This is a genomic window from Microbacterium sp. UNCCL10 (assembly GCF_000746195.1).
Classification (GTDB): Bacteria; Actinomycetota; Actinomycetes; order Actinomycetales; family Microbacteriaceae; genus Microbacterium; species Microbacterium saccharophilum.
Genome location: NZ_JQKT01000007.1, coordinates 1288215 through 1313419, shown reverse-complemented (window position 1 = coordinate 1313419; position 25205 = coordinate 1288215). Strand labels below are relative to the sequence as shown.

General features: G+C 73.1%; 23 protein-coding genes and 1 tRNA gene. 19 read left to right on the top strand and 5 right to left on the bottom strand.

The annotated features are described in order from the left end of the window. Positions 1-158: 158 nt before the first annotated feature. Genes pdhA through BR85_RS06470 form a run of 3 tightly spaced genes read left to right on the top strand, consistent with a single transcriptional unit; the run spans position 159 to position 3678 of the window. Positions 159-1289 carry a pyruvate dehydrogenase (acetyl-transferring) E1 component subunit alpha gene (gene pdhA / locus BR85_RS06480; protein WP_036272302.1) on the top strand — a complete coding sequence of 377 codons (1131 nt, stop codon included), beginning with the start codon at positions 159-161 and terminating at the stop codon, positions 1287-1289. Then, entirely contained in the window at positions 1286-2296 is a 1011-nt protein-coding gene (locus BR85_RS06475; protein WP_028495793.1) for an alpha-ketoacid dehydrogenase subunit beta, read from the top strand. The genes pdhA and BR85_RS06475 overlap by 4 nt, the downstream gene beginning before the upstream one ends. Continuing rightward, positions 2293-3678, top strand: a complete 1386-nt coding sequence (locus tag BR85_RS06470; protein ID WP_028495792.1) for a dihydrolipoamide acetyltransferase family protein — start codon at positions 2293-2295, stop codon at positions 3676-3678. The genes BR85_RS06475 and BR85_RS06470 overlap by 4 nt, the downstream gene beginning before the upstream one ends. Positions 3679-3851: 173 nt before the next feature. Here BR85_RS06470 and BR85_RS06465 read toward each other — a convergent pair whose 3' ends face one another. Next, the gene (locus BR85_RS06465) at positions 3852-4490 is read right to left on the bottom strand and encodes a TetR/AcrR family transcriptional regulator (protein WP_424960583.1); all 639 of its coding nucleotides are present in this window, start codon (positions 4488-4490) and stop codon (positions 3852-3854) included. 109 nt (positions 4491-4599) lie between these two features. On the opposite strand from BR85_RS06465, the gene BR85_RS06460 reads away from it, so the two are divergent. Genes BR85_RS06460 through BR85_RS06440 form a run of 5 tightly spaced genes read left to right on the top strand, consistent with a single transcriptional unit; the run spans position 4600 to position 10576 of the window. Then, positions 4600-6204, top strand: a complete 1605-nt coding sequence (locus tag BR85_RS06460) for a carboxyl transferase domain-containing protein (RefSeq protein ID WP_028495790.1) — start codon at positions 4600-4602, stop codon at positions 6202-6204. A gap of 4 nt (positions 6205-6208) precedes the next feature. After that, positions 6209-8116, top strand: a complete 1908-nt coding sequence (locus tag BR85_RS06455) for an acetyl/propionyl/methylcrotonyl-CoA carboxylase subunit alpha (protein WP_028495789.1) — start codon at positions 6209-6211, stop codon at positions 8114-8116. Beyond that, complete coding sequence (locus BR85_RS06450) at positions 8106-9269, top strand: acyl-CoA dehydrogenase family protein (RefSeq protein WP_028495788.1); 1164 nt, start codon at positions 8106-8108, stop codon at positions 9267-9269. The genes BR85_RS06455 and BR85_RS06450 overlap by 11 nt, the downstream gene beginning before the upstream one ends. Positions 9270-9287: 18 nt before the next feature. Continuing rightward, positions 9288-9767 carry a MaoC family dehydratase gene (locus BR85_RS06445; protein ID WP_028495787.1) on the top strand — a complete coding sequence of 160 codons (480 nt, stop codon included), beginning with the start codon at positions 9288-9290 and terminating at the stop codon, positions 9765-9767. A gap of 11 nt (positions 9768-9778) precedes the next feature. Next, complete coding sequence (locus tag BR85_RS06440) at positions 9779-10576, top strand: HpcH/HpaI aldolase/citrate lyase family protein (protein WP_036272521.1); 798 nt, start codon at positions 9779-9781, stop codon at positions 10574-10576. 224 nt (positions 10577-10800) lie between these two features. Here the strand turns inward: BR85_RS06440 and BR85_RS06435 are convergent, their stop codons facing one another. Both BR85_RS06435 and BR85_RS06430 read right to left on the bottom strand, forming a co-directional pair. After that, positions 10801-11406 carry a histidine phosphatase family protein gene (locus BR85_RS06435; protein WP_028495785.1) on the bottom strand — a complete coding sequence of 202 codons (606 nt, stop codon included), beginning with the start codon at positions 11404-11406 and terminating at the stop codon, positions 10801-10803. A 35-nt stretch (positions 11407-11441) separates the two neighbouring features. Beyond that, the gene (locus BR85_RS06430; RefSeq protein ID WP_051526178.1) at positions 11442-12299 is read right to left on the bottom strand and encodes a Sir2 family NAD-dependent protein deacetylase; all 858 of its coding nucleotides are present in this window, start codon (positions 12297-12299) and stop codon (positions 11442-11444) included. A 61-nt stretch (positions 12300-12360) separates the two neighbouring features. On the opposite strand from BR85_RS06430, the gene BR85_RS06425 reads away from it, so the two are divergent. Then, positions 12361-13161, top strand: coding sequence for a TrmH family RNA methyltransferase (locus tag BR85_RS06425; RefSeq protein ID WP_028495783.1), 801 nt, complete (start codon positions 12361-12363; stop codon positions 13159-13161). A gap of 87 nt (positions 13162-13248) precedes the next feature. On the opposite strand, the gene BR85_RS06420 is transcribed toward BR85_RS06425, so the two are convergent. Continuing rightward, positions 13249-14109, bottom strand: coding sequence for an SGNH/GDSL hydrolase family protein (locus tag BR85_RS06420; protein ID WP_036272300.1), 861 nt, complete (start codon positions 14107-14109; stop codon positions 13249-13251). Between the two features lie 67 nt (positions 14110-14176). Here BR85_RS06420 and BR85_RS06415 point away from each other — a divergent pair, with 67 nt between their 5' ends. The 5 genes from BR85_RS06415 to BR85_RS06395 all read left to right on the top strand — a co-directional run bounded on the left by BR85_RS06415 (position 14177) and on the right by BR85_RS06395 (position 19567). Continuing rightward, the gene (locus tag BR85_RS06415; protein ID WP_028495782.1) at positions 14177-15997 is read left to right on the top strand and encodes a DEAD/DEAH box helicase; all 1821 of its coding nucleotides are present in this window, start codon (positions 14177-14179) and stop codon (positions 15995-15997) included. Between the two features lie 122 nt (positions 15998-16119). Then, the gene (locus BR85_RS06410) at positions 16120-17193 is read left to right on the top strand and encodes a VIT1/CCC1 transporter family protein (protein ID WP_036272520.1); all 1074 of its coding nucleotides are present in this window, start codon (positions 16120-16122) and stop codon (positions 17191-17193) included. A gap of 72 nt (positions 17194-17265) precedes the next feature. Beyond that, positions 17266-17350, top strand: a tRNA-Leu gene (locus BR85_RS06405). A gap of 75 nt (positions 17351-17425) precedes the next feature. Beyond that, positions 17426-18724, top strand: coding sequence for a M20/M25/M40 family metallo-hydrolase (locus BR85_RS06400; protein WP_028495780.1), 1299 nt, complete (start codon positions 17426-17428; stop codon positions 18722-18724). 9 nt (positions 18725-18733) lie between these two features. Continuing rightward, positions 18734-19567, top strand: a complete 834-nt coding sequence (locus BR85_RS06395; RefSeq protein WP_028495779.1) for an undecaprenyl-diphosphate phosphatase — start codon at positions 18734-18736, stop codon at positions 19565-19567. Positions 19568-19579: 12 nt separating this feature from the next. Here the strand turns inward: BR85_RS06395 and BR85_RS06390 are convergent, their stop codons facing one another. After that, a complete protein-coding gene (locus BR85_RS06390; RefSeq protein WP_028495778.1) occupies positions 19580-20440 on the bottom strand; it encodes a PAC2 family protein in 861 nt (286 codons plus the stop codon). A 103-nt stretch (positions 20441-20543) separates the two neighbouring features. On the opposite strand from BR85_RS06390, the gene BR85_RS06385 reads away from it, so the two are divergent. Genes BR85_RS06385 through BR85_RS06365 form a run of 5 tightly spaced genes read left to right on the top strand, consistent with a single transcriptional unit; the run spans position 20544 to position 25199 of the window. Then, positions 20544-21233, top strand: coding sequence for an HAD family hydrolase (locus BR85_RS06385; protein WP_028495777.1), 690 nt, complete (start codon positions 20544-20546; stop codon positions 21231-21233). Then, positions 21230-22237 carry a tRNA (adenine-N1)-methyltransferase gene (locus BR85_RS06380; protein ID WP_028495776.1) on the top strand — a complete coding sequence of 336 codons (1008 nt, stop codon included), beginning with the start codon at positions 21230-21232 and terminating at the stop codon, positions 22235-22237. Before BR85_RS06385 ends, BR85_RS06380 begins: the two co-directional genes overlap by 4 nt. A gap of 9 nt (positions 22238-22246) precedes the next feature. Continuing rightward, complete coding sequence (locus BR85_RS06375; protein ID WP_028495775.1) at positions 22247-23194, top strand: FKBP-type peptidyl-prolyl cis-trans isomerase; 948 nt, start codon at positions 22247-22249, stop codon at positions 23192-23194. Positions 23195-23250: 56 nt separating this feature from the next. Then, positions 23251-24243, top strand: coding sequence for a helix-turn-helix transcriptional regulator (locus BR85_RS06370; protein ID WP_028495774.1), 993 nt, complete (start codon positions 23251-23253; stop codon positions 24241-24243). Beyond that, positions 24240-25199, top strand: a complete 960-nt coding sequence (locus tag BR85_RS06365; RefSeq protein ID WP_028495773.1) for a helix-turn-helix transcriptional regulator — start codon at positions 24240-24242, stop codon at positions 25197-25199. The genes BR85_RS06370 and BR85_RS06365 overlap by 4 nt, the downstream gene beginning before the upstream one ends. Positions 25200-25205: the final 6 nt, after the last annotated feature.

Below are 25205 nucleotides of genomic sequence, written 5' to 3'. Positions count from 1 at the left end.
ATAGCAGGCCTTGCGCGCCGCGCTTTGGCAACATGCTCAACCCCCGACGGGATGCTTGAGCTAGGTGCGATGCGGACGTACTCTCTGGTCAGCCGGCGACGATGCCGGCGCTCTGGATCGGCCGACGTCCACAAGACCCTCGGCCGGGAACAGGAGGGATGACGATGACGCACACCCTGAACCCCTCGGTCGAGACCTCGACCGACCTGGACGACCTCGCCCGGCTGCTCACACCCGACGGGCGGCGCATCTCCGATCGGCAGCTCGACCCGTGGGTCGAGGACCTCGACCCGGAGGCCCTCCGCGGCCTGTACCGCGACATGGCGCTGCTGCGCCGCCTCGACGCCGAGGGCGTCGCGCTGCAGCGTCAAGGGCAGCTCGGGCTGTGGGCGCCCGCGCAGGGCCAGGAGGCCGTGCAGATCGGGACCGCGCGGGCCTGCCGGGCCGATGACTTCCTCTTCCCGAGCTACCGCGAGCTCGGCGTCCAGCTGGTCCGCGGCGCGAAGCCGGCGGACTTCATCCTCGCCTGGCGCGGCGAGATGCACTCGACCTACAACCCCTACGAGCTCAACACCGCCACGCCGCAGATCATCATCGGCGCGCAGACGCTGCACGCCGTCGGCTACGCGATGGGCATCCAGCGCGACGGGGAGGATCAGGTCGCCGTGGCCTACTTCGGCGACGGGGCGACGAGCCAGGGCGACGTCAACGAGGCGATGGTGTTCGCCTCGTCCTTCCGCTCGCCCGTCGTGTTCGTCTGCTCGAACAACCAGTGGGCGATCTCGGAGCCCGTCACGGTGCAGGCGAAGTTCCCCATCGCCGGCCGCGCTCCCGGGTTCGGCATCCCGAGCCTCCGCGTGGACGGCAACGACGTCCTGGCGTGCCTCGCCGCCATGCGGTGGGCCCTCGACCACGCCCGCACCGGCAAGGGACCCGTCTTCATCGAGGCCGTGACCTACCGGATGGGTCCGCACACCACCTCGGACGACCCGACCCGGTACCGTTCCGCCGAGGAAGTCGAGGCCTGGCGCCGCAAGGACCCGCTGACCCGGCTCGAAGCGCTGCTGCGCTCCCGGGGGGCGTTCGACGACGAGTTCGTCGCCGAGGTGCAGGCCGACGCGGATCGGTTCACGGCCGGCATGCGGGAGGCGGCGCTCACCGCCGTCACCCGCCCCGCGATCGAGGTGCTCGACGACGTCTACGCCGAGCCGCACACGGGCCTGGACGAGCAGCGCACGCGGTTCGCCGCGTACCTCGCCGGCTTCGAGAGTGAAGGAGAGGCGTCATGACCCAGCTGACGATGGGCAAGGCCCTCGGCGCGGGACTGCGGCGGGCGATGGCCGACGACGACCGCGTCGTCGTGATGGGCGAGGATGTCGGCAAGCTCGGCGGCGTCTTCCGCATCACCGACGGCCTGCAGGCCGAGTTCGGCGCGATGCGGGTCATCGACACGCCGCTGGCGGAGTCCGGGATCATGGGCACGGCGGTGGGACTGGCCTTCCGCGGCTACCGGCCCGTCGTGGAGATCCAGTTCGACGGCTTCGTGTACCCCGCATTCGACCAGATCGTCTGCCAGGTCGCGAAGCTGCACTACCGCACCCGCGGCAACGTCACCATGCCGATCACGATCCGCATCCCGTGGGCCGGGGGCGTCGGGGCGGCGGAGCACCACTCCGAGTCGCCCGAGGCGTACTTCGTGCACACCTCCGGGCTGCGCGTCGTGGCGGTCTCCAACCCGCAGGACGCCTACGTCATGCTGCGCCAGGCGATCGCCTGCGACGACCCGGTCGTGTTCTTCGAACCCAAGCGGCTCTACCACACGAAGGGCCAGGTCGATCTCGACGGCGACATCGCCGACACCGCCCCCATGGGCGTCGCGCGCGTCGTCCGGGAGGGCTCCGACGTCACGCTCCTCACCTACGGCGCGCAGGTCGCGACGGCGCTGGACGCCGCCGAGGCGGCCGAGGACGACGGCGTCTCCCTCGAGGTCATCGACCTCCGCTCGATCTCGCCGGTGGACTACGCCACCGTCACGGCCTCGGTCCGCAAGACCGGGCGCGTCGTCGTCACCCACGAGGCGGCGCGGGAGGCGGGCGTCGGCGCCGAGCTCATCGCGAGCATCACGGAGAAGTGCTTCCACTACCTCGAGTCCGCCCCCGTCCGCGTGACGGGCCACGACATCCCCTACCCGCCGGCGAAGCTGGAGAAGCATCACGTGCCCGACCTCGACCGCATCCTGGACGGCGTCGACCGGGTGCTGGACCGCCCGAACAGTCTCTCGGAGGTGCCGCGGTGATCGTCGAGTTCCGTCTGCCCGACCTGGGGGAGGGGCTCCCCGAGGCGGAGATCGTGCAGTGGCACGTCGCGGTGGGCGACACTGTGACCCTCAACCAGACCATCGCCGACGTGGAGACCGCGAAGGCGATCGTCGAGCTGCCCTCGCCGTACGCCGGCACCGTCCGGGAGCTGCGGCACGCGGACGGCGACGTCGTCGCGGTGGGCGACGTGCTCATCGCGTTCGAGGTCGCCGGCGCCGAGCCGGATGCCGCATCCGCCGCCCCGGCAGCCCCGGCACCTCCGGCCGCCCCGGCGGAACCCGCCGCAGCCGCGTCGGAGGAGTCCGCCCAGCCGAACCTCGTCGGGTACGGCGCGGCGCCGCGCGGCGCCGCCCGCCCGCAGCGGCGTGCCCGCGTCGGCGCGCGCGCGGCGGCGACCGACACCGCGGTCCTCGAGGCCGCGCCGCACGACGTCGTGACGGCCTCGCCCCCGGACGACACGCGGCACGAGCGGCCCCGGTCGACCCCGCCGGTCCGGAAGCTCGCGAAGGACCTCGGCATCGACCTCGCGCTCGTCGAGGCCTCCGGCGCGACGGGGATCATCACGCGCGCCGACGTGGAGGCGTTCGCCGCCCGCACGGCGCCCGCGGAATCCGCCGCGACCGCCGCCCGCCCCGCCGCGCCGCGCGTCGAACGCGGCGAACGCGAGACCCGCATCCCGATCCGGGGCGTCCGCAAGCACACGGCGGAGGCGATGGTGCGGAGCGCCTTCACGGCCCCGCACGTCACGACGTTCCTGACGATCGACGTCACGGCCACGACGCGTCTCCTCGCCGGGCTGAAGGCCGACCGCCGGCTCGCCGACCACCGGATCGGCATCCTCGCTGTCGCGGCGAAAGCCGTCTGCCTGGCCCTCGCCGCGCACCCCGAACTCAACTCGCGGTGGGACGAGGCCGCCGGCGAGATCGTCCAGTACCACTACGTGAACCTCGGCATCGCCGCGGCCACCGAGCGCGGACTCGTCGTGCCGAACGTGAAGGATGCCGACGCGCTGACCCTCGTCGAGCTGTCCGATGCGATCGGCGACCTCGCCGAGACGGCGCGCGCCGGCAAGGCGGGTCTCGACGTCCTCACCGGCGGGACCTTCTCCATCACGAACTTCGGCGTGTTCGGGATGGATGCGGGAACCCCCATCCTCAACCCCGGGGAGGCCGGCATCCTCGGTCTCGGCGCCGTGCGCCGCCGCCCGTGGGAGCACAAGGGCGAGATCGCGCTGCGGGATGTGCTCACCCTGAGCCTGTCGTTCGACCACCGCCTCGCCGACGGCGAGCAGGGGTCGCTGTTCCTCCGCGACGTCGCCGACGTGCTGGGCGACCCGGGGCGGGCGATGCTGCTGCGGTAGCCGGGGCCGGCTGGCAGGGCTCCGCCTCCGGCGATCCACGGTGACCTGGACGCCGGCCGGGCTCCGGCGATCCGCCGCAGTCAGGCAGATCCTCCCGGCATCCGCCTGACTCGGGCAGATCGCCTGCGTCCGGCAGGCGGGATGCCGCGGGCGACGGCCAGACCCGGGCCGGCTCAGTGCGCGGTGGCGAGCGCGGCGTGCGCCATCGTGGCAAGGAGCGCCCGGACGGCGTCGTCGTCCGGCGCGTCGCGGAGGCCGCGCACGCTGTGCGGCGTCGAGTTGATGAGACCGAATCCGGCGTGTGCGCGCACGCGCAGGTCGCCGGGGGAGCGATGCGGATGCAGGTCCGAGAGGACGTCGGTCCACACCTCGACGTACTCCCGCTGCAGGCGGCGGACGCCGTGACGGTCCTCGTCGTCGAGGCGGGCGAGGTCGCGATCCTGCACCCGGATGACGTCGGCGGCGTCCAGCGCGAAGTCGACGTGGAAGGCGATGAGGCCGCGGAGCCGCCCATCCGCATCGTCGTGCGCGGCGATGACGGCGCGGCCGCCGGTGAGCAGGTCCTCGCTCGCGCGCAGCAGGATGCGGCCGAGGAGCGCGCGCTTGCTCGCGAAGTGCCGGTACACGGCGGGACCCGTGATGCCCACGGCCGCGCCGAGGTCCTCCAGGCTCACGCCGTCGAACCCGTTCTCGGCGAACAGCGCCGCGGCTGCGCGCAGCAGCGCCTCGTGGCGGTCGGCCTTCGCGCGCTCGCGCGGGGTCGCGGTCATCGCGCCGGTGGCGGTGGAGGGGGACGGAGAACGCCTTGCCATGTCAGTTAATCCTCGCTAACCTAGGTGCTCTCAGTTAGTGCACACTAACCGATGGATCGGCTCGGCGCCACTGTCCGCCGTCCCGTCCGCCGACATCGATGGAGATGCCATGGCCACTCTCACGAGCGCCCTCGTCCGCGACGCGCAGTTCGCGCGCCGGCAGGAGGCGCAGCAGGAGGCCGCCGACCGGCTGCGCGACCGTCTCGCCGCCGTCGCCCTGGGCGGTCCGGCGGCATCCCGGGAGCGCCATGTCGCCCGCGGCAAGCTCCTCCCGCGCGACCGCGTCACACGGCTGCTCGACGAGGGGAGCCCGTTCCTCGAGCTGGCCCCGCTCGCGGCGGAAGGGCTCTACGACGGTGAGGCGCCCGCCGCCGGCGTCATCGCCGGCATCGGTCTCGTGCACGGGCGGCACGTCATGGTGGTGTGCAACGACGCCACCGTCAAGGGCGGCACCTACTACCCCATGACGGTCAAGAAGCACCTCCGGGCGCAGGAGGTCGCGCTGGAGAACCGCCTGCCGTGCATCTACCTCGTCGACTCGGGTGGCGCGTTCCTGCCGATGCAGGACGAGGTCTTCCCCGACCGCGATCACTTCGGCCGCATCTTCTACCACCAGGCGCGGCTGTCCGCCGCCGGCATCCCGCAGATCGCGGCCGTCCTCGGCTCCTGCACCGCGGGCGGCGCCTACGTCCCGGCGATGAGTGACGAGACCGTCATCGTGCGCGGCCAGGGCACGATCTTCCTGGGCGGCCCGCCGCTCGTGAAGGCTGCGATCGGCGAGGTCGTGACGGCCGAGGAGCTCGGCGGGGGAGAGCTGCACGCGCGCACGTCGGGCGTCGTCGACCATCTCGCCGAGGACGACGAGCACGCCCTGGAGATCGTCCGCGACATCGTGAAGACCCTTCCTGCACCCGCCGCGCCGGTCTGGGCGGTCCTTCCCACCGCACCGCCGGCCGTGGACCCCACGGAGCTGTACGGCGCCGTCCCCACCGACGTCAACCAGCCGTACGACGTGCGCGAGGTGATCGCGCGCCTCGTCGACGACAGCGCGTTCCACGAGTTCAAGCGCGAGTATGGGGACACGCTCGTCACCGGCTTCGCCCGCATCCACGGGCATCCCGTCGGGATCGTCGCGAACAACGGCATCCTGTTCCGCGAGTCCGCCCTCAAGGGCGCGCACTTCATCGAACTGTGCGATCAGCGGGGCGTGCCGCTGCTGTTCCTGCAGAACATCTCCGGCTTCATGGTGGGGCGGGATGCCGAAGCCGGCGGGATCGCGAAGGACGGCGCGAAGATGGTGACGGCCGTCGCGACGACCCGCGTCCCCAAGCTCACCGTCATCATCGGCGGGTCGTTCGGCGCCGGGAACTACTCGATGTGCGGGCGTGCCTACTCGCCGCGCTTCCTGTGGTCGTGGCCCGCGAGCCGCATCTCCGTCATGGGCGGTCCGCAGGCGGCCTCCGTGCTGTCCACGGTGAAGGCCGATCAGCTCGCCGCGCGCGGCGAGGAGTGGGATGCCGGCGCGCGCGCGGCGTTCGAAGCCCCCATCCGGGCGCAGTTCGAGGAGCAGGGCGACCCGCTCTACGCCACGGCACGGCTGTGGGACGACGGCATCATCGACCCGCTCGACACCCGCGACGTGCTCGGGCTCGCCCTCGACGTCGTCTCCCGCGCCCCGCTGCCCGAACCGCGCTTCGGCGTCTTCCGGATGTGACGCGATGACCCTCTTCGACACCGTCCTCGTCGCCCACCGCGGCGAGATCGCCCGCCGCGTCATCCGGACGCTCCGGGCCCTCGGCATCCGCTCGGTCGCCGTCTACAGCGACGCCGACGCCGGCGCCCCGCACGTCCGCGAGGCCGACGTCGCCGTGCGGCTGGGGCCCGCCCCGGCCGTGCAGTCCTATCTCGACGGGGAGGCGGTCCTCCGCGCCGCGCGGGAGACCGGCGCGCAGGCCATCCACCCCGGCTACGGGTTCCTCTCCGAGAACGCTGACTTCGCGCGGGCCTGCCGGGCGGCCGGGATCGTCTTCATCGGACCCGACGTCCGTGCCCTGGAGGTCATGGGGGACAAGATCCGCGCCAAGGCGCAGGTGGCCGGCAACGGCGTCCCGATCGTGCCGGGGTTCAGTGCCGCGGGCCTGGACGACGCCGCGATCGCCGCCCAGGCGGCCGAGGTCGGTCTGCCCCTCCTCGTCAAGCCCTCGGCGGGCGGCGGCGGCAAGGGCATGCAGATCGTCCGGACGCTCGACGAGCTCCCCGAGGCCCTCGCGGCCGCGAGGCGCGTCGCGGCGAGCGCGTTCGGCGACGACACGCTGCTGCTGGAACGGCTCATCGAGAGGCCCCGGCACATCGAGGTGCAGGTGCTCGCCGACGCGCACGGCGGCATCCTGCATCTCGGCGAACGCGAATGCACGCTGCAGCGCCGGCATCAGAAGGTCATCGAGGAGGCGCCGTCGCCGCTCGTCGATCCCGCCATGCGGGCCCGGCTGGGCGCCGCCGCGTGCGCCGCCGCCGCGAGCGTCGACTACCGCGGCGCCGGGACGGTGGAGTTCCTCGTCCCCGGCGACCGGCCCGACGAGTGCTTCTTCATCGAGATGAACACGCGCCTGCAGGTCGAGCACCCGGTGACCGAGCTCGTCACGGGCATCGACCTCGTCGAGCAGCAGCTGCGGATCGCCGCGGGGGAGCCTCTCGCCTTCGCGCAGGATGACGTGCGGTTCCACGGCCACGCGATGGAGGCGCGCGTGTACGCGGAGAGCCCCGAGCGCGGGTTCCTCCCGGCGACCGGCGACGTGCTCACGTGGCGGGCGGCGGCGGGCGTCCGCACCGACGCCGGCGTGGAGTCCGGCTGCGCCGTCACGGCCGACTACGACCCCATGATCGCGAAGGTCATCGCGCACGGCGACGACCGCGCCGTCGCGCTGGACCGGCTCGATGCCGCCCTCGCCGACACGGTCCTCCTCGGCGTCGACACGAACATCAGTTTCCTCCGGCGCCTCCTCGCCGACCCCGCCGTGCGCGCCGGCGACCTGGACACGGGCCTCATCGACCGGATGCCGGCGCCCGAGCCCGACCCGCCGTCTGCGGATGCGCTCGCCGCCGCCGCCGCGGCCCTGCCGCAGCCGACGACTCCCGGGGTCTGGGGCGCGCTCCCGGGCTGGCGCGAGGGTGGGCGGCGCGAGCCCCGCACGGTGCTGCTGCGCGACGACGCCGATGTGCTGCATCGCGCGGCGGCCGGCGCGGACGCGGCGGCCGACGTCGCCGTGGACGCCGACGGCGCCGTCTGGGTCCACGCCGATGGCGCGACGCATCGTCTGCGCCCGGTGACCCGGGAGGCCGCGCTCGCCGAGCGTCTCGCCGACCGAGGCCGCGACGCGGGGGCGGAGAGCCCCGAGCTGCGCGCCCCCATGCCCGGGACGGTCGTGGCCGTGCACGTCGCCGACGGCGCGGTCGTGGCATCCGGCGACCGTCTCGTGACGGTCGAGGCGATGAAGATGGAGCACTCCGTGACGGCGCCGCACGCCGGCGTCGCACGCGTGCACACGGTCGCCGGCGCGCAGGTGCGCCGCGACGAACTGCTGGCCGAGGTGGCCGCCGAGACCCGGGAGGGAACCGATGACGATTGACCTGTCCACGTACGGACTCGAGGAGGAGCAGCTCGAGCTCGCTCGGCTCGTGCGTGCCTTCGCCGACGAGGTCGTCGCGCCCCAGGCGTATGACGCCGACCGCACGAAGACGCTGCCCCTCGACGTCGTCGCGCAGATGGGCGACCTCGGCCTGTTCGGCCTGCCGTTCCCCGAGGAGGTCGGGGGACAGGGCGGCGACTACCTCACCCTGTGCCTCGCGATCGAAGCGCTCGGCCGCGTCGACCAGTCGGTCGCGATCACCCTCGAGGCCGGCGTCAGCCTCGGCGCCATGCCGGTGTTCCGCTTCGGCACCGACGCGCAGCGCGCCGAGCTGCTGCCCGACCTCCTCGCCGGCCGCGCGCTCGCCGGGTTCGGGCTCACGGAGCCGGAGGCGGGGTCGGACGCCGGCGCCACCCGCACGACGGCGCGGCTGGAGGGCGGCGAGTGGGTCATCGACGGCGCGAAGCAGTTCATCACGAACTCCGGCACGGCCGTCACCCGCTTCGTCACGGTCACCGCCGTCACGGGCGAGGCCGGCGGGCGCAAGGAGATCTCCACGATCATCGTCCCCAACGGGACTCCGGGCTTCACGGTCGAGCCGGGCTACGACAAAGTCGGCTGGCACGCGAGCGACACGCATCCGCTCACCTTCTCCGGCGCCCGCGTGCCGGAGGCGAACCTGCTGGGCGAGCGCGGACGCGGGTTCGCGAACTTCCTGCACATCCTTGACGAGGGGCGCATCGCGATCGCCGCCCTCTCCACGGGGGCGGCGGAGGGATGCCTGGAGGCGGCCACCGACTACGCCCGCAGCCGCACCGTCTTCGGCGAGGCCCTGTCCACTCGTCAGTCGATCCAGTTCCTGCTGGCCCGGATGCAGCAGCGCGTGCATGTCGCGCGGCTCGCGTGGCTGCACGCGGCGCGCCTCCGGGACGCCGGGCAGCCGTTCAAGACGGAGGCCGCGATCGCGAAGCTGACCGCGAGCGACGCCGCGATGGACAACGCCCGCGACGCGACGCAGATCTTCGGCGGCAACGGGTTCATGAACGAATACCCGGTCGCCCGGCACTACCGCGACTCGAAGATCCTGGAGATCGGCGAGGGCACCTCCGAGGTGCAGCTGCTCGTCATCGCCCGTGCTCTGGGCGTCGTGTGAAACCGGTACGGTGACAGCGTGACCGAGATCCTGCAGCGCGGCCGGTACGTCGAAGAGCTCGAGGTGGGCGACGTCTTCCACCATCGGCCCGGACGCACCGTCACCGAAGCCGACAACGTCCTGTTCTCCGCCCTCACGATGAACACGCAGGCGCTGCACCTGGATGCCGCGTACGCGGCCACCCAGGAGTTCGGCGAACGCCTCATGAACTCGATGTGGACGCTCGCGACGATGGTCGGGGCCTCCGTCGCGCAGGTGACCCAGGGGACCCTCGTGGCGCAGCTCGGCCTGTCGGACATCTCCTTCCCGGCGCCGCTGCTGCACGGCGACACGCTGTACGTCGACACGGAGATCGTGGACAAGCGGCTGTCGCGGTCGCGGCCCGGTCAGGGCCTCGTGACGATGCGGCACACCGGACGCAACCAGCACGGCACGGTCGTGGCCACCGCGACGCGCGTCGCGCTCATGCTCTGCACGCCCGCGGAGGACGCGTCGTGACGGCCTTCGCGATGGGCCCGGCGCTGCTCTTCTGCCCCGCCGACCGGCCGGAGCGGTTCGCGAAGGCGGCGGAGCGGGCGGACGGCGTCATCCTCGACCTGGAGGACGCCGTCTCGGCGGACGCGAAGGCGTTCGCCCGCGGCGCCGTCATGGAGTCCGACCTCGACCCCGAGCGCACCGTCGTGCGCGTCAACGCGCTCGACGGCGCGCACATCGAGTCGGACCTCGCGACCCTGTCGCTGACGGACTACCGCACGGTCATGGTCGCCAAGGCGGAGTCCGCCAAGCAGATCGCGCGCCTCGACCCCCGCTTCGCCGTGATCGCGCTCTGCGAGACGGCGCGCGGCGTCGTCGCGGCCGAGAAGATCGCGGCGCTTGAGAACGTCGTGGGGCTCATGTGGGGCGCGGAGGACCTCGTGGCCTCGCTCGGCGGGACGTCGAGCCGCAAGCCCAAGGGTGGGTACCGCGACGTCGCACGGCACGCCCGCGCACGGGTCCTGCTCGCCGCCGGCGCGCGCGGCAAGGCCGCGATCGACGCCGTGCACCTGGACATCGCCGACCAGAAGGGACTCGCGCGGGAGGCTGCGGACGCGGCGGCCAGCGGGTTCGCGGCGACCGCCTGCATCCACCCCGACCAGGTGCCGGTGATCCGCGCCGCCTACCGGCCCGACCCCGGCGCGGTCGCCTGGGCGCGGGAGGTCCTCGCCGCCGCGGAGGGGCAGCGCGGCGTGTTCGCCCACGACGGGCGCATGGTCGACGAGCCTGTCCTGCGGCACGCCCGCACCCTCGTCCGCCGCGCCGACGCCTGACCCTCCGGCGCGCCCGTCTCCTCCGGCGCGCCCGTGGTGTCCGGCGCGCCCGTACTGGCCGGCGCGCCTGTCGCGTCCGGCGCGCCCGTGAGCCCGGCGCGCGGCGAACTGCAGGGCCGAGTGTGACGGGTGGGGCGTGGGAGGCGACATCCGTCCCTCGTGTCACACTCCATCCTGCGGTTTGCACCGCGCGGCGGCCGGCAGCCGCCGCGACGGCCCCGACGTCAGTGGATGACGCCGGCGTAGGAGAGCAGGCTCAGGCGGTCCCGCTCGACGAGGAACGTGTGCGTCGAGCCGTTCGCGAGCTTCTCGCCCTCGGCGGGGAAGGCGCCGCCGGTCGCATGCCGGATGAGCTCGCGGATCAGCGCCCCGTGCGACACGATCACGAGCGACGGTGCCGCCGGGGCCGTGAGACGCCGCGCGTCGCGCGTGACGCGCCGGAGGCCCGCCACGGCACGGGCGCGGACGTCGGCCCACGGCTCCGCGTTCGGGACCTCGGCGGTGCCCCAGTCGCCCCAGCGCTCCAGGAACTCGTGCACGCCGACCCCCTCGGCGTCCCCGTAGCCGCGCTCGCGCAGCTGCGGGTAGGTGCGCGGCGCGGCGGCGCCGAGCTCCGCCGCGATGATGCGCGCGGTCTCGTGGGCGCGGGACAGGTCGCTGGAGGCGACGACGAGCGGCGACTCCGCCGCGAGCTCCTCCCTCAGCCGGAGGCCGGTCGCGCGGGCCTGACCGCGTCCGGTGTCGTTGAGCGGGATGTCGGTCGAGCCCTGGATGAGCCGGTTGAGGTTCCAGTCGGTCTCGCCGTGGCGCACGAGCGTGAGAGTCGTCACGTCTCGAGCCTACGGTCCGGGGGGAGCGGGCGGGATCACGACAGCGCGGTCAGCGCCCGCGCGAGCACGGGGAGCGCCTCGCTCGTCCCGGCATCCACCTTGACGGTCGCCTTGGCGTCTGCCCGGGTCTCGCCGCGGTTGATGATGACGACGGGCAGGCGCCGGCGGCGTGCCCGCTCGACGAGCCGGATGCCGGAGTTCACGACGAGCGAGGATCCGGCGACGATGAGCGCGTCGCTCGTGCCGACGAGCTGCTCCGCCGCGCGGAACTTCTCGGCCGGGATGTACTCGCCGAAGAACACCACATCGGGTTTGAGCATCCCGCCGCACACGCTGCAGTCCGGGACGACGAAACCGTCGCTGGACTCCGGCAGCACGTCGCCGTCGGGGCCGAGCTTGACGTTCTCCGGCACCGTGATCCAGGGATTGTCGGCCTCCACACGCACGGCGAGGTCGCGTCGGTCGAAGACCTGCCCGCAGTGCGTGCAGAACACGCGCCGCATCGTGCCGTGCAGTTCGACGACGCGACGGCTGCCGGCGCGCAGGTGCAGGCCGTCGACGTTCTGCGTGATGACGCCGGTCGCGATGCCGGCGCGTTCGAGGTCGGCGAGCGCCGTGTGCCCGTCGTTGGGGCGGGATGCCGCGAAGGCCTGCCAGCCGAGATGGCTGCCCACCCAGTAGCGGCGGCGGGCGGCGTCGCTGGAGAGGAACTGCTGGGCCGTCATCGGGGTGCGGGTCGGCGCGCCCTTCCCGCGGTAGTCCGGGATGCCGGAGTCCGTGGACACGCCCGCGCCGGTCAGGACCGCGACCTTCCGCCCCGCCAGCGCGTCGATCGCACGCCCCACCGCGGCGGTGACCGCCGGGTCGGGGTCGATGATCGTCTGCGCTGCCACGGCCCGAGCCTACGCGCCCTCGTTTTCGGGGATGTTACGCGGGCCGTGACAGCATGGAACCATGCCCATCCTGCGGATCGACGACGAGAACGATCCGCTGCTCGCGGACTACCGGAGCCTCACAGATGTGGCCCTGCGCCGCGTCCTGGAGCCCGAGGGCGGCCTGTACATCGCCGAGTCCGCGAAGGTCATCGCCCGTGCCGTCGCCGCGGGTCACCGGCCGCGGTCGGTGCTCGTGCAGGAGAAGTGGCTCGCCGACGCGGCGGAGGTCGCCGGGGACGCGCCGGTGTACGTCGTCTCCGACGAGGTCGCCGAGCGGGTCACCGGCTACGCCGTGCACCGGGGCGCCCTGGCCGCCATGCACCGGCCCGTCCTGCCGCCGGTGGCCGACGTCGTCGCCGGTGCCCGGCTCGTCCTGGTGCTCGAGGACATCGTCGACCACACGAACGTGGGCGCCGCGTTCCGGGCGGCCGCGGGGATCGGCGCCGACGCCGTCCTCGTCACCCCGCGGTGCGCCGACCCGCTGTACCGCCGGAGCGTCCGGGTCAGCATGGGGACGGTCTTCCAGGTGCCGTGGACGCGGCTGCCGGCATGGCCGGAGGCCGGCGGCATCCTGCACGACGCGGGCCTGCACCTGGCCGCCCTCGCGCTCGCCGACGGCGCCGTCCCGCTCGACGTCTTCTCCGCGGCGCGGCCCGAGCGCGTCGCGCTGCTGCTGGGCGCCGAGGGCGACGGCCTGTCGCGCCGGGCCCTGCAGGCCGCCGACACCGTCGTCACGATCCCGATGGCGGGCGGCGTCGACTCGCTCAACGTCGCGGCGGCCGCCGCCGTGGCGCTGTGGGAGCTGCGCCCGCGGGACTGACCCGCGACGGCCGCGCGGCCGACCTGCGGCCGCCCCGCGGCCGACCTGCGGCCGACCCGCGGCAGACCGGCGGCGTCCCGCCGGCCGTCACTCGTCGGCCGGCGGCTCCTCGCCGGACATCCGCGGCTGCACGGGCAGCGCATCGGGGCGCTTGGCGGTGACGGCGTCGCCGGAGGACTGGTGCCGCACGCGCCGCAGCACCCAGGGCACGAGGTGCGTCCGAGCCCACACGATGTCGTTCGTGCGGGCGGCGCGCCACGTGAGCCGGGGGAGGGGCTCCGGCTGCATCGCCTGCAGGTCGTTCGGGACGTTGAGGGCGCGCAGCACCATCCGCGCGACCTCGTGGTGACCGAGCGCGTTGTAGTGCAGCCGGTCGTCGTCGAAGAACCGCATGTCCTGCACCTCTTTGAGCGCCCACTGGTCGGCGACGATGCAGTCGTAGCGCTCCGCGATCGCGCGGATGTTCTCGTTGTAGATCGCGACGCGACCGCGGATGCCGCGGAACACGGGGGTGAAGTTCGTGTCGATGCCCGTGAACACGACGACGGTGGCGCCGTCGGAGGAGAGCCGGATGACGGCGTCCTCGAACTGCTCGGCGACGGCGTCCGGGTCGCTGCCGGGGCGGATGACGTCGTTCCCGCCGGCCGAGAAGGTCACGAGGTCCGGTCGCAGCGCGATGGCCGGCTCCAGCTGGTCGGCGACGATCTGGCCGATGAGCTTCCCGCGCACCGCGAGGTTTGCGTACGCGAAGTCGTCGACCGAGCCGGCGAGGACCTCCGCGACGCGGTCCGCCCAGCCGCGGTGACCACCCGGGCGGAGCGGGTCGGGGTCGCCGATCCCCTCCGTGAACGAGTCGCCGATGGCGACCATGCGGCGCCACGGGTGCGACGTCTCGTTGGGGGTGAACGGCGGGCGCTCGGCGCTCGCAGCGGCCTCGTCTTCAGACATGACACTTCCTCGATTCGGGGTGCCTTCCACGCTAGCGCGTCGGACATCTCGCTTAGGGTGGTCACTCGTGTACGAGGACCAGCAGGAGCATTTCGGCAGCTTCGCCGCCGAGCACCTGTCGCCCTCGTTCCCGCAGCGCGCGCCATGGGGAACGGCGCAGCGCCTGCGTGCCTGGCAGGCCGAGGCGCTGGACCAGTACTTCGGCATGGACGGTCCGGAGGGCATCGGCAAAGGCCCGCGCGACTTCCTCGCCGCCGCGACCCCCGGCGCCGGGAAGACGACCTTCGCGCTGCGCCTGGCGAGCGAGCTGCTGCGCCGCGGCGTCATCGACCGGATCGTCGTGGTCGCCCCGACGGAGCACCTGAAGACCCAGTGGGCCGATGCCGCGGCCCGTGTCTCGATCCGCCTCGACCCCCGATTCAGCAATGCGCAGCGGACACCCTCGCGGCAGTACCACGGCGTCGCGGTCACCTACGCCCAGGTCGCCGTCAAGTCCTCCGTGCACAAGCGGATCGTCGAGGAGTCGCGGACCCTCGTCATCCTTGACGAGGTGCACCACGGCGGCGACGCGCTCAGCTGGGGCGACGCGCTCCGCGACGCGTACGGGCGCGCCACGCGCCGCCTGCTGCTGAGCGGCACGCCGTTCCGCAGCGACACCGCGCCCATCCCGTTCGTGGAGTACCACCCGAACGACAAGGGCATCCGGCTCTCCCGCACCGACTACAACTACGGCTACGGCCGGGCGCTCGCCGACGGGGTCGTCCGCCCCGTGCTGTTCCTCGTCTACGCCGGGAAGATGCGGTGGCGCACCCGCGCCGGCGACGAGCTGGAGGCCCACCTCGGGCAGGACAACACGAAGGATGTGACGAGTCAGGCGTGGCGGACGGCGCTGGATCCGGAAGGCGACTGGATCCCCGCGGTGCTGCGGTCCGCGGACCGCAGACTCAGCGAGGTGCGCCAGGACGTGCCGGATGCCGGCGGGCTCGTCATCGCGACAGACCAGACCGCCGCGCGCGCGTACGCCGCGATCCTCCGCGACATCACGGGGGAGGCGCCGACCGTCGTCCTCTCCGACGACAAGGCCGCCTCCGGCCGCATCGAGACGTTCGGGCAGGCGACGACCCGATGGATGGTCGCCGTCCGGATGGTGTCCGAAGGCGTCGACGTCCCGCGGCTCGCCGTCGGGGTGTACGCGACGTCCGCGTCCACGCCGCTGTTCTTCGCGCAGGCGATCGGGCGCTTCGTGCGTGCGCGCCGCCGCGGCGAGGCGGCATCCGTGTTCCTCCCGAACGTCCCGCAGCTGCTGAATCTCGCGAACGAGCTGGAACGCGAGCGGGATCACGCGCTGGACCGCGGCGAGAAGGACGACGACGGTCTCGAGGACAGCCTGCTGGACGCGGCCGAACGCGAGGAGAAGGCCTCCGACGAGCTCGAGCAGGAGTTCAGCTACCAGGCGCTCGGCTCGGTCGCGCACTTCGACCGCGTGCTCTACGACGGACGCGAGTTCGGTCAGCTCGCCGTCCCGGGCACGCCCGAGGAGGAGGAGTTCCTGGGGCTCCCCGGTCTCCTCGAACCCGAGCACGTCCACGAGCTGCTCATGCAGCGCCAGTCGCGGCAGTCCCGGCACCGGCGCGTCCGCGAGGCGCGCGAGCAGACCGAGGGGGAGGCCGCGGCCCCCGCTCTGCCGGCGCCCCTGCACCGGACGCTCCGCGAGCAGCGGCAGCTGCTGAACAGCCTCGTCGGGGTGTACGCGCGGCAGAGCGGCGAGCCGCACGGCGCCGTGCACGCCGAGCTCCGGCGCATCTGCGGGGGCCCGGCCGTCCCGCAGGCGACCGTCGCGCAGCTGCAGGCCCGCATCGACCTCCTGCGGGCCCGCGTCCGCTCCTGAACCCGGGCGGGTTCGGAGCTCCGAAATGCTGGCAATCCCGGCATTCCGGCGGGCCCGTCCGCGCCCCGCCGGTAGCGTGAATCGACCGATCGAGAGTGTGGAGAACCGTGAACGACCCCCGGATGCCGACTGCCGGCGACCGCCGACGCTGGGCGCAGTACCTCGTGGACGAACGCTCCGAAGCGCGCGTGTACCGCGACCTCGCGGCCCGCCGGAGCGGAGAGGAGCGGGAGATCCTCCTCGCCCTCGCCGAGGCCGAGGGCAGGCACGAGGCGCACTGGCTCGACCTGCTGGGTGAGGAGCCGGCGCGGCTCCCCGCGCCGAGCATCGGCACGCGCCTCCTCGGCTGGATGGCGCGGCGCTTCGGGTCGATCTTCGTGCTCGCCCTCGCGCAGAACGCCGAGGACCGTTCGCCGTACGAGGCGGAGCCGTTCGCGACCGCACGGATGGCCGCAGACGAGAAGATCCACCGGGAGGTCGTCCGCGGCCTCGCCGCGCGCGGCCGCCGCCGGCTGTCCGGCACGTTCCGCGCCGCGGTCTTCGGCGCCAACGACGGCCTCGTCTCCAATCTCGCGCTCGTCATGGGCATCGGCGCCACGGGTGTCGCGCCGCACTTCGTCCTCTTCAGCGGCATCGCGGGGCTCCTCGCCGGCGCGCTGTCGATGGGTGCGGGGGAGTACGTCTCGGTCCGCTCGCAGCGCGAGATGCTCACCGCGACCGAGCCCAGCGACTACGCCGCCGACGTGCTCTCCGACCTCGACCTCGACGCCAACGAGCTCGCCCTCGTGTACCGCACCCGCGGGATGCCGCTGGAGGATGCCCTCGAGCGCGCGCGGCGTGTCGTGGGGGCGGCCCAGGGAGCCGACCTGCCCGCCCCGCACCGGACGACGGCGGCGGACGGCGACGACCACGAGGTCGTCGGCGGGGCCCTCGGCGCCGCCGTGTCGAGCTTCCTGTTCTTCGCCTCCGGCGCCGTGATCCCGGTGCTGCCGTGGATCTTCGGGCTCTCCGGCCTCGCCGCCGTGATCACCGCGCTCGTCCTGGTCGGCCTCGCACTGCTCCTCACCGGTGCCGCCGTCGGGCTCCTCTCCGGTGGTCCGCCGCTGCGCCGCGGTCTCCGCCAGCTCGCGATCGGCTTCGGTGCCGCCTTGGTCACGTATCTGCTGGGCCTGCTGTTCGGCGTGTCCGTCGCCTGACGCCGCCGATTCTGCGCGACCGCCGGAACGTGATAATGTCGATCTTCGGTTGGAGACAACCACACACCCAATGCGCGGGTGGCGGAATAGGTAGACGCGCTAGCTTGAGGTGCTAGTGCCCGTATAGGGCGTGGGGGTTCAAGTCCCCCCTCGCGCACAGAGGAACAGGGTCCCGAAAGGGGCCCTGTTCTCGTTTTCGGAGGGCCCCGCAGGGAGAGGTAGCGTGGACGGCATGCCCGACACCGCCGACCTTCCCGAGGTCGCCCGCATCGCCCGCGACCTCATCCGGTTCGACACGACGAACTACGGCGAGGGCCGCGCGAAGGGCGAGCGTGAGGCGGCCGAATACGTCGGCGCGTACCTCGAATCGCTCGGGTTGCAGCCGGAGTACTACGAGCCGATCCCGCGGCGCACGAACGTCGCGGCGCGCATCCCCGGCCGCGACCGCGACAAGCCCGCCCTCGTCCTGCACGGGCACCTCGACGTCGTGCCGGCGGTCGCCGAGGACTGGAGCGTCGACCCGTTCGCGGGTGTCGTCCGGGACGGGATGCTGTGGGGCCGCGGGGCCGTGGACATGAAGGACATGGACGCCATGATCCTCACCTCGGTCGCCGACATCCTCCGCGCCGGTGAGCAGCCGGCGCGCGACATCGTCGTCGCGTTCTTCGCCGACGAGGAGAACGGCGGGGTGGAGGGCTCGCAGCTCGTCGTCCGCGACCGGCCGGAGTGGTTCGCCGGCGCGACCGAGGCCATCAGCGAGGTCGGCGGCTACTCGATCTCCGTCGGCGACCGCCGCGCCTATTTGCTGCAGGTGGGGGAGAAGTCCCTCGTCTGGCTGCGGCTGCACGCCACCGGCGTCGCCGGCCACGGCAGCCGGCACCACCCGGAGAACGCCGTCACGCGCCTCGCCGAGGCCGTCGCGAAGCTCGGGCGCACCGCGTGGCCCATGGAGCTCACGGCCACGACCCGCGAGCTCGTCGAGGCCCTCGCCCGCCTCAGCGGCGGCGACCCCGCCGACCCCGATGCCCTCGCCGACGCGACCGGGCCGGCAGCGGCGTTCCTGCGCTCCACCTTCCGCACGACGGCGAACCCCACGGGGCTCACCGCCGGGTACAAGCACAACGTGATCCCGGACGCCGCGACCGCCGCGATCGACGTCCGCACGCTCCCCGGTCAGGAGGATCTCGTCATCGCCGAGATCCAGCGCATCGTCGGCGACGACATCCGGCTCGAAGTCGCGCACCGCGACATCGGTCTCGAGGTGCCCTTCTCGGGCGCGCTCGTGGATGCGATGGTCGCCGCGCTCGGCCGCCACGACCCCGGCGTCCCCGTCGTGCCGTACCTGCTGGGCGCGGGCACCGACAACAAGGCGCTCGCCGAGCTCGGCATCGCCGGCTTCGGCTTCGCCCCGCTGCAGCTTCCCGCCGACATGGACTTCACCGGCATGTTCCACGGCGTCGACGAGCGGGTCCCCATCGAATCGCTCCGCTTCGGGCAGCGCGTGCTGACCGACCTCCTCCGCACGTACTGAAAGGCGAGAATGCACCTCCTCGAGGCGATCATCCTCGGACTCCTGCAGGGTCTGACCGAGTTCCTCCCGATCTCATCCAGCGCGCACCTGCGGATCGCGGGAGAGTTCCTCCCGTCGGCCCAGGATCCCGGCGCCACCTTCACCGCGATCACGCAGATCGGCACGGAGCTCGCGGTCCTCGTGTACTTCTGGCATCGGATCGTGCGCATCATCGCGCAGTGGTTCCGCTCGCTCACCGGGGCCGTGCCGCGCAACGACCCGGACGCCCGCATGGGCTGGATCGTCATCATCGGGACGATCCCGATCGGCGTGCTCGGCTTCCTCTTCCAGGACGTCATCCGGGACACCTTCCGCAACCTCTGGCTCGTCGCGATCGTCCTGATCGTCTTCGGCCTGATCCTCGGCGCCGCCGACGCCCTCGGTCGCCGCACCCGCACCGAGGCCGACCTGACCTACCCGCACGGGCTGGCGCTCGGCTTTGCGCAGGCCCTTGCCCTCATCCCGGGCGTCTCGCGCTCCGGCGCGACCACGACGATGGGCCTCGCCCTCGGGTACTCCCGCCCCGCCGCGGCCGAGGTCGCGTTCCTCCTCGCCGTGCCCGCCGTGTTCGGCAGCGGACTCTACGAGCTGCTGCAGGCCATCCGGGAGCCCGGCGCGGCGGTGTTCACGCTGGGGGAGACCGCCGCCGCGACCGTCGTCGCGTTCGGGGTCGGCTTCGCGGTCATCGCGTACCTCATGCGCTACCTCAAGAAGGGCAGCTTCCTGCCGTTCGTGATCTACCGGCTCGTGCTGGGCGTCGTGCTCATCGTGCTGCTCGCGACGGGCGTCCTGCAGGCGTTCTGACGACAGGCCGGGTCAGCGGCGCGGCTCGTCGCGGCCCGGCTTCGACGGGCCGTCGCCGCCGCGCCGCAGATACTTCTCGAACTCCTGCGCGATCGCGTCGCCGGACGCCTCGGGGGAGTCCCACGTGTCGCGGGTGCGCTCGAGCTGGCGGATGTACTCCGTCATCTCCTCGTCATCGGCGGCCGCGGCATCGATCGACGCTTCCCAGGCGAGCGCCTCGGCGGGCAGCTCGCCGCGCGCGATCGGGCTGCCGGTGAGCTCGGTGAGCTTGTCCAGGAGCGCCAGCGTCGCCTTCGGCGACGTGGTGTGCCCGGCGACGTAGTGCGGGACGCTCGCCCAGAGAGCCGCCGTCGGGATGCCGGCCTCCTCGGCGGCGGCTGCCAGCACGCTCAGGATGCCGACGGGCCCCTCGTAGGTGGAGCGCTCGAGTCCGAGCTCGGTGCGCAGCCGCTCGTTGTCGCTGCCGGCGAAGACCGAGATGGGGCGGGTGTGCGGCACGTCGGACATCATCGAGCCGAGTGCGACGAGGCCGGTGATGTCCTCGCTGAGCGCCGCGTCGATGAATTCGGCGGCGAACGCCTGCCAGGCGCGCGCCGGCTCGACCCCGTTCAGGAGCCACAGTCGGGTGCCTTCGCCCGGCGCGGGACGCCACAGGGTCGCCTCCGGCCAGACGAGCGACCGCGTGCCGTCGGCATCCAGCCGCGCCTGCGGGCGGGTGTACTGGTAGTCGAAGTACAGCTCCGGGTCGACCGAGAGGACCGGCTCGTATTCGTTCGCGGCGCGCAGGCGCGCGGCGGCGGCCGAGGCCGCCTCTCCGGCATCGTTCCAGCCGTCGAAGGCGACCACGAGGACGCGCTGACCCAGACTGTCCACCCCGCTCCTTCCGTCGCTGTGCGGTCCACCCACGATACGCCCGGGAAGGCTCATGCGGGCCCGGGCGCGGTCGCGGCGCGACCGCGCTGGGTAGCATGGGGCAGTGACCTCCCCCCTCCCCGCCGCCGTCCTCTGGGACATGGACGGCACCCTCGTGGACACCGAGGCCTACTGGATGGCCGCCGAGACCGCGCTGGTGGACAGCTTCGGCGGGGAGTGGTCGCACGAGCAGGCGCTGAGCCTCGTCGGGATGGGGCTGGAGGGGTCGGCTGCGATCCTGCAGCAGGCGGGTGTGCGGATGAGCGTCGGCGCGATCGTCGACCACCTCACCGATGCCGTGACCGACCAGCTCGCCGAGCGCGGCAACCCCTACCGCCCCGGCGCCGTCGAGCTGCTGCGCGACCTGCGCGCGGCGGGGATCAAGACCGCGCTCGTCACGATGTCGCTGCGCCGCATGGCCGAGACGGTCGTCGCGCAGCTGCCGTTCGACGCGTTCGACGTCGTCATCGCCGGCGACGACGCGACGCGCCCCAAGCCCTTCCCGGACGCCTACCTGCAGGCGGCCCGGATGCTGGGGGTCGACCCGGCCGACGCCGTCGCGATCGAGGATTCGCCGAACGGCATGCGCGCGGCCGTCGCGTCGGGCGCCGTCACGCTCGGGGTCCCGCTCATGGTGTCCCTCGTCGGCACCGGCGCCGACGGGCTCTGGCCGACCCTCGGAGGCCGCACCGCCGCCGACCTCCGCGACTTCCACACCGAACACGCCGCACGCCGGCAGAGAGCATCCGCATGAGCGCCGACCTGCGACCGAGCGGCCCGTTCCGCTACGGCGACCGCGTCCAGCTGACCGGCCCCAAGGGCCGGCTGCACACCGTCACGCTCCGCGAGGGCGGCGAGCTGCACACGCACCACGGCGTGCTCCGGCACGAGAACATCGTGGACCAGCCCGACGGCTCGGTGGTCACCAACAGCGGCGGTCACGAATACCTGGCGCTGCGCCCCCTGCTCCGCGACTTCGTCATGTCGATGCCGCGCGGTGCCGCGATCGTCTACCCGAAGGACGCCGCACAGATCCTCGCCGCCGCCGACATCTTCCCGGGCGCGACGGTGGTCGAGGCGGGCGTCGGGTCGGGTGCGCTGTCGCTGTGGCTCCTGCGCGCGATCGGCGACGCCGGGCGGCTGCTGTCGTTCGAGCGCCGCGAGGAGTTCTCGCAGGTCGCCGAAGCGAACGTCGAGACCTTCCTCGGGCACTATCCGGCGGCATGGCAGGTCGTCGTGGGTGACCTCGTCGAGCAGCTGCCGCAGGTCGTCGAGCCGGGATCGGTCGACCGGGTCGTCCTCGACATGCTCGCGCCGTGGGAGTGCATCGACGCCGTCGCCGAGGCCCTCACCCCCGGCGGGGTGGTCCTCTGCTACATCGCCACCGCGACGCAGCTGAGCCGGGTCGCGGAGTACATCCGGGGCACCGGACTGTTCACCGAGTCCGAGGCGACGGAGACGATGGTCCGCGGCTGGCACGTCGAGGGCCTGTCGGTGCGCCCCGACCACCGCATGGTGGCCCACACCGGCTTCCTCCTCACCGCCCGCCGGCTCGCGCCCGGCGCCGTGCCCCCGGACGTGCGGAAACGGGCGCTCAAGAAGCCCACGTACGCGGATGAGGACGTCGAGCAGTGGACCCCCGGCGCCGTCGGCGACCGGCAGATCACCGACAAGAACCTCCGCAAGCGGGTGCGCGACGCGCAGCGCGCGGCGGAGGGAGCGCGGCGGGCGGCGGGGGGAGCACCGGCGACGCCGTAAACTGATCGGATGCGCAGGATCCCCGCTGTCGTCGCCGTTCTCGGCCTGTCCGCCCTGGCCCTCGTCGGCTGCTCGTCGTCGGCCCCGGCCGCCTCGTGCGACCGCCCCGACGCGGACTCGTCGGCCCTCGACCTCATCGACGTGACCGGTGCGCCGGGCTCCGCCGCCGTGACGATCGCCCCGCCGGTGTACGTGGACGAGACGGTGTACACGGATGCCGAGGTCGGCGACGGCCTGGCCGTGACCTCGCGTGCGCAGGACGTGCAGTTCACCGCGACGATCGTCGACGGAGAGTCCGGCGAGACCCTCGTCTCCGCCGGCACGCAGGTCCAGCGGGTCTCCGAATGGGCGAACTACTACGAGGGCATCGCGAAGATGCTCGACTGCGCGACGGAGGGTTCCCGCATCGTGGGCGCCGTCGCACCGGACGACCTCTCCGAGGAGGCCGCCACCAACCTCGGGCTCACCGACGGGCAGGCGGCCGTCATCGTCCTCGACCTGCAGCGCGTCTTCCTCGCCGCGGCCGACGGCACCCCGCAGTTCAACGACCGGACGGGGATGCCGTCCGTCGTGCTGGCCCCCGACGGTCGCCCCGGCATCATCGTCCCCGACGCCGAGGCGCCCACCGACCTCGTCGTGGAGGTGCTGAAGAAGGGCGACGGCGAGCCGGTCACCGGCGACACCGCGGCCCGCATCCAGTACACCGGTGTCACGTGGGACGACAACGAGGTGTTCGATTCGACGTGGGAGAAGGGCGCATCGGCGACCGTCACCCTCGAGGGCGTGGTCCCCGGCTTCGCGCAGGCGCTCGAGGGTCAGACGGTCGGATCGCAGCTGCTCGTCGTCATCCCGCCGGAGCTCGGCTACGGCGAGGCCGGCAGCGGCACGGTCCCCGGCGGCGCGACCCTCGTCTTCGTCATCGACATCCTCGGCCTCGACGACACCGCGACGCAGTAGTCCGCGACACGGCGCCACCCGGGGAGCGCGGCGACGCACCGGCCTAGGATGGTGCGGTGGCCAAGGATCCGACCCGCAGCGCTCCCGAGGAGCGGCTCGTCAACCTCGTCGTCGCGCTCATGGCGACCGAGCAGGGGCTGACGAAGGACACGATCCTCACGTCCGTCTCGGGGTACCGCGAGCAGAGCGAGGCCGGCGCCAAGAAGGACGCGCTGGAGAAGATGTTCGAGCGCGACAAGGAGAACCTCCGTGCGCTCGGCGTCCCCATCGAGACGATCGGCGACTACGCCGACCCGGACGACCTGCGCGAAGCGCGCTACCGTGTGCCGACGGCGGAGTACGAGCTGCCCGCGGACATCGACTTCACGCCGGCGGAGCTGGCCGTGCTGAACCTCGCGGGCGGCGTCTGGAGCGAAAGCTCGATGTCGGCCGACGCGCGCGGCGGCCTCCGCAAGATCCGCGCCCTCGGCAACGAGGTCGACGCGCCCATCATCGGGTACTCGCCCCGCATCAACCTGCGCGAACCCGCCTTCACCCCGCTCCAGCGTGCCATCGAGCAGGGCCGCGTCGCTGAGTTCGAGTACCTCAAGGGCGGCGACGACACCGCCCACACCCGCCGCATCCAGCCGCTCGCGCTGCTGGAGTACGAGGGCCGCTGGCACGTCTACGGGTTCGATCTGATCCAGGACGCGGAGCGCACCTTCCTCCTGTCCCGCATCGTCTCGGACGTGCGCCCGACCCGCGAGACGTTCGACCTCGCGCTGCGCGACGGGGCGGGGGACAAGGCCCTCCGGGGCCTCCAGGACGTCGCGGCCAGGCAGCGCGCCCTCGTGGAGGTGGCGCCGGGCACGGAGGCCGCGCTGCGGCTGCACCGCCGCGCGATCCCCGCCGACCAGGGCATCCACGTGCCCTACGTCGACGTGCACATCTTCGCCGATGAGCTGGCCTCCTACGGGCCCGAGGTGCGGGTCGTGGAACCCGCGCAGCTGCGCGACGAGGTCATCGCCCGGCTGGAGCGCACGCTCGCCGTGCACGGAGGAGCCGCATGAGCGCGAAGCCCCTGCTCGCCACCGATCGCGCCGCACTCATCCTGCAGCTCGTGCCCTACCTCATCGGCAAGGGCGAGGTGTCCGTCGCGGAGGCGGCGGACGCCTTCGAGGTCACCCCGGAGCAGATGCGGGAGATGGTCGAGAAGCTCACGGTCATCGGCCTCCCCGGCGACGGCGGCTTCTGGCAGATGGCGAACGACCTGTTCGACATCGACTGGGACCTCCTCGACGAGCAGGGCATCATCTCCATCACGAACAGCGTCGGACTGGAGCGCACGCCCCGCCTCACCGCACGGGAGGCAGCCGCGCTGCTCGCGGGTCTGCAGCTGGCCGCGTCGCTTCCCGGCGTCGGCGACAGCGGCGTCGTGCAGGGACTCCTCGCCAAGCTGGCACGCGGCGCTTCCGCGGCCCCCGCCGACGTGATCGTGGCCCCGGACGCCGTGGACGATGTCCGCGTGCGCGTCGCCGAGGCCCTCCGCCACGGCGTCGCCGTCTCCTTCACCTACCACGCACCCGACCACGAGCCGACGACCCGCACCGTCGACCCGGTGAAGGTCCACATCGCGGGCGGGCAGTGGTACCTGCAGGGCTGGTGCCACCTCCGCGAGGCCATGCGCACCTTCCACCTCGAGCGGGTCAGCGACGTGCGGCTCACCGACATCCCCATCGCGCACGGTTCCGACGCCGTGCCCGACCTCTTCGAGCCGAGTGAGACGGATGCCGTCGCCGAGGTGCGCTACCGCGCGACGATCGCGACCCTGCTGGCCGACTTCCTCGACCGGGCCACCGTCACGGGCGACGGCGAGTTCCGCGACGCGCGGCTGCGGGTCGCGGACGAGCGCAGCCTGAAGCGTCTCGCCGCCCGCCACGGCGGCGACGTCGAGATCCTCGCACCCGAGTCGGCGCGCCGGGCCGCCGCCGCCTGGGCCGAGGCCGGGCTCGCCCAGTACCGCTGACCGGTC